This is a genomic window from Terriglobia bacterium (assembly GCA_020073205.1).
Taxonomy (GTDB): domain Bacteria; phylum Acidobacteriota; class Polarisedimenticolia; order Polarisedimenticolales; family JAIQFR01; genus JAIQFR01.
Map to the genome: position 1 here is coordinate 1 of JAIQFR010000199.1, position 3,040 is coordinate 3,040.

5 protein-coding genes are annotated in these 3,040 nt (G+C 66.6%); 2 read left to right on the plus strand and 3 right to left on the minus strand.

Features of this window, described 5'->3' with window-relative positions:
* The first annotated feature begins 47 nt into the window (after positions 1 to 47).
* Together LAO51_20325 and LAO51_20330 are read left to right on the plus strand one after the other, a co-directional pair.
* On the plus strand, positions 48 to 344 hold the full coding sequence (locus tag LAO51_20325) for a GYD domain-containing protein (GenBank protein ID MBZ5641092.1): 297 nt from the start codon (positions 48 to 50) through the stop codon (positions 342 to 344).
* A 41-nt stretch (positions 345 to 385) separates the two neighbouring features.
* Entirely contained in the window at positions 386 to 934 is a 549-nt protein-coding gene (locus LAO51_20330; GenBank protein ID MBZ5641093.1) for a YqgE/AlgH family protein, read from the plus strand.
* 24 nt (positions 935 to 958) lie between these two features.
* On the opposite strand, the gene LAO51_20335 is transcribed toward LAO51_20330, so the two are convergent.
* From LAO51_20335 to LAO51_20345, 3 genes are all read right to left on the minus strand, one after another.
* Entirely contained in the window at positions 959 to 1,465 is a 507-nt protein-coding gene (locus LAO51_20335; GenBank protein ID MBZ5641094.1) for a lamin tail domain-containing protein, read from the minus strand.
* Positions 1,466 to 1,589: 124 nt separating this feature from the next.
* A complete protein-coding gene (locus LAO51_20340) occupies positions 1,590 to 2,714 on the minus strand; it encodes a DNA topoisomerase IV subunit A (protein ID MBZ5641095.1) in 1,125 nt (374 codons plus the stop codon).
* A gap of 152 nt (positions 2,715 to 2,866) precedes the next feature.
* Positions 2,867 to 3,040, minus strand: a 174-nt coding sequence (locus LAO51_20345; GenBank protein MBZ5641096.1) for a transposase, incomplete at its 5' end; no start/stop codon positions are given.

The following is a 3,040-nucleotide window of genomic DNA, read 5'->3' on the forward strand; positions in this document are numbered from 1 at the left end:
ATCCGCGGACGACCGGAGGACCGCGCAACGCGAAGGGAGGATGCGGCATGCCCACCTACGTGCTCATGACGACCCTGTCCCCCGAGGTGACCCGGAACATCAGGAACCGGGAGGAGATCGGCAAGGAGTGGAAGCAGCGGATCGCGAACCAGATTCCCTCGGTGAAGTGGATCGCCCACTATGCCCTCCTCGGCCCCTACGATTGCCTCGACATCTACGAGGCGCCGGACGAGGAGGCCGCGGCGAAGGTCTCGATGATCTCGCTGGCGCTCGGAGCGCTCCGAGCCGAGTCGTGGACGGCAATCCCCTACTCGCGATTCCTCGAGCTGTCCAAGCAGGTCTAGCGGCGCGTGCCGCGGTGCGCGCCCCGGGTTAGACTAGGCTCATGGTCGAGGGCATTGCTCCTGGATTCCTGATCGCGGTCCCGCAGCTCCTGGACCCGAACTTCCGCCAGAGCGTCGTGCTCCTCCTGCGGCAGGACGGCGAGGGCGCGCTCGGCATCGTCGTGAACCGCGAGACGTCGCTCTTGCTTCGGGACCTCTGCCGGGATCACGAGATCCCGTACGCCGGGAACCCGGACAAGCACGTCCGGCTGGGTGGGCCGGTGCAGCCGGAGCAGGGGTTCGTCCTCTACGGGCCCGAGCACGGCGACCCGGAAGGGCGCGAGGTGCAGTCCGGCTTGTACTTCAGCACGTCGACCGGCACGCTGTCGCGCCTGTGCTCCCTGGCCTCCGGGCGCTTCCACTGTTACTCGGGGTACTCCGGCTGGGGCCCGGGCCAGCTCGAGCGGGAACTGGCCGAGGGCGCCTGGATCCTCTCCCCCTCCGATCCGGCGCGGGTCCTCGATCAGCCGCCGGCGGACATGTGGCGCGGCGCGTTGGCGTCCCTCGGCATCGACCCCGCCGCGATCGTTCCGAGCGGCGGAGAGTCCTGAGCCCCTACCACCGCCGACGGTCCGCTACGCCTTCGACTTGACAGATCGCGGCACCTTCTGCCGGTTTCGCGACGGCTCCCGGCGGCTGGATTCGATCCGGAACGCGCCGCTGTCCTCGCGCACGAGGAGCTGCTTCGGCAAGCGCTCCACTTGCTCGGCGCGGCTCGCGGGGTACGCGAACCGCGCGACCTCCGACCCCTCGTAATCGAACAGGAGCGCCACGTCGCCCCGGTTGTTCCAGACGGTCTCGTCGGTCCACGCGAGCGTCGTGGGCGGTTTGTGCGCGACCCCCTGACCGCTCGTGACGATGACGCTCGCCCCGGGGTGGAGCACCAGGCCGTCGTCGAAACGGAAGACCTGGGTCCCCTTTAGGCTCGCCAGCATCCAGCCGGTGAGCGGCTGGTCCATGTGGCCCTCGTTGGCGATGACGACCGATTCGGATCTCCCCTCGTTTCTGACCTCCTTGACGCGGATACGGGCACCCAGAACGAGCTTCATCGGGCTGAACGTCGGGCGTCGATCGCGACCCATGTTCCTCCCCTTCCTGCGTGGCGCGGGATCGTCGCGGGCCGGACCCCGTCCCGCAGGACCCAGATTGCCATGAAAGGCGTGCGGGGGCTAACCGTTCGGCCGGGACTTTCGCCCTCGCCGCGCGTCAGGGCAGGAACCGCTCGGGGTGTTTCAGCTTGGCGGGGAGGTACTCGTCCAGGACGTAGTTCAGCCCCCATCTCGCCAGTGCCTGCTGCTCCGCGCGCACGCCCATCTTGATGAGCGACTCGAGCGCCTTCGCCCACGGCCTGTGGATCCTGAAGAACGGGTCGTTCTTCAGCGCGTCCCTGGCCCGCTTGATGTCGACGTCCTTGAGCGGGTGGGTGGGGAGCTTGTAGTCGACGATGTCCTGGGGCGTCACGCCGAGAAACGAGGCTCCCGGGACGCAGAAGAAGCGGTTGATGTGCGCCGCGTTCCCGGAGCCCACCTTGAGCGTGCGGTAGATGTTCGAGATCCCGTACGGATCGCAATCCACGAAGGCGTGGACCGGAAGCTTGCACGCGTCGGACAGCCGCCGCACGAACCGCCGGGTCGCGCGGGTCGGAACCCCCGCCATGGACACGAGGATGCAATGGGCCTTCTGCCAGAACTTGTGGCTCTGCAGCCGCTGGAACATGCCGCCGGTCTCGATGCACAGGATGAAGCGGGCCCGGGTCTCGAAGGTCAGGTGCTCCACCAGGGACGGGATCGAATACGCGCCCGAGCCGAACTTCGTGCAGTCGATCCTTTCCACCTTCCCGGTCTCGAGATCGGGATCGTGAACGATCAGTTCGCCGGCGACCGCGCCGCCGTGCTCGTCCGGGATGTAGCGCAGTTGCTCGCGGCTCACCCCGTGCACGGAGAACATCGCCTCGACGTCGTCCATGACCATGTCGGACTCCGCCTGCTCGTCGAAGCGGGCGTCCCCCCAGTTCTTGGACTGATAGTACGCGTCCCGCTTGGTGGCGAAGTCGTTGGTCTCTACCAGCTCCTTCGAGAGGGCCATCATCTTGAGCGTCTGGGCGAAGGTCTTGGCGGTGGTGACCGCGAGCGTCCGCACCGATTTCGCCCTTCCGATCTCAAAGTAGCCTTTGGCGGGATCGTACCGCACGTTGCCCAGGGACCGCACCGGGAACGCGACCTCCGGCTTCGCGTGGCGGTCGACCTTCTTTTGGATGCCCCTGGCCACGTCGGAGATCGCGCCGACGGTGATCCTGTCGAGCCGGTCTTTTTCCGCCCGGGGGGATGTCATTGCGCCCTTCCTTTCGGTCGCGCGGTGCGCCGACCGCCTCGCGCATGTTGCGGGCGCGAAAAGATATCACGCGAAGTTGGATTTCGGCTTTCCCCTCGCACGAGTTCTTGGTAAATACCGCTCTTGGACAGAATGTGTAGACCGTCGTGGATTCACGCTGCTCTCGCCAGTCGAGCCTGGGCAGTAGCCTTCTGAACCTTGAGGATCAGATACTCGTGGTCTCGGTACCCTCGCCCGCGTCGGATGATCGAGCGGATGTTCCCGTTGATCGCCTCGACGACTCCGAAGGGCACCTTGTGGTGGCAGTAGGCGAGGATCCCACCGAG

Coding starts and splice junctions, on each gene's coding strand:
- LAO51_20325 (MBZ5641092.1), top strand. CDS start 48: ATGCCCACCTACGTGCTCATGACGACCCTGTCCCCCGAGGTGACCCGG.
- LAO51_20330 (MBZ5641093.1), top strand. CDS start 386: ATGGTCGAGGGCATTGCTCCTGGATTCCTGATCGCGGTCCCGCAGCTC.
- LAO51_20335 (MBZ5641094.1), bottom strand. CDS start 1,465: ATGGGTCGCGATCGACGCCCGACGTTCAGCCCGATGAAGCTCGTTCTG.
- LAO51_20340 (MBZ5641095.1), bottom strand. CDS start 2,714: ATGACATCCCCCCGGGCGGAAAAAGACCGGCTCGACAGGATCACCGTC.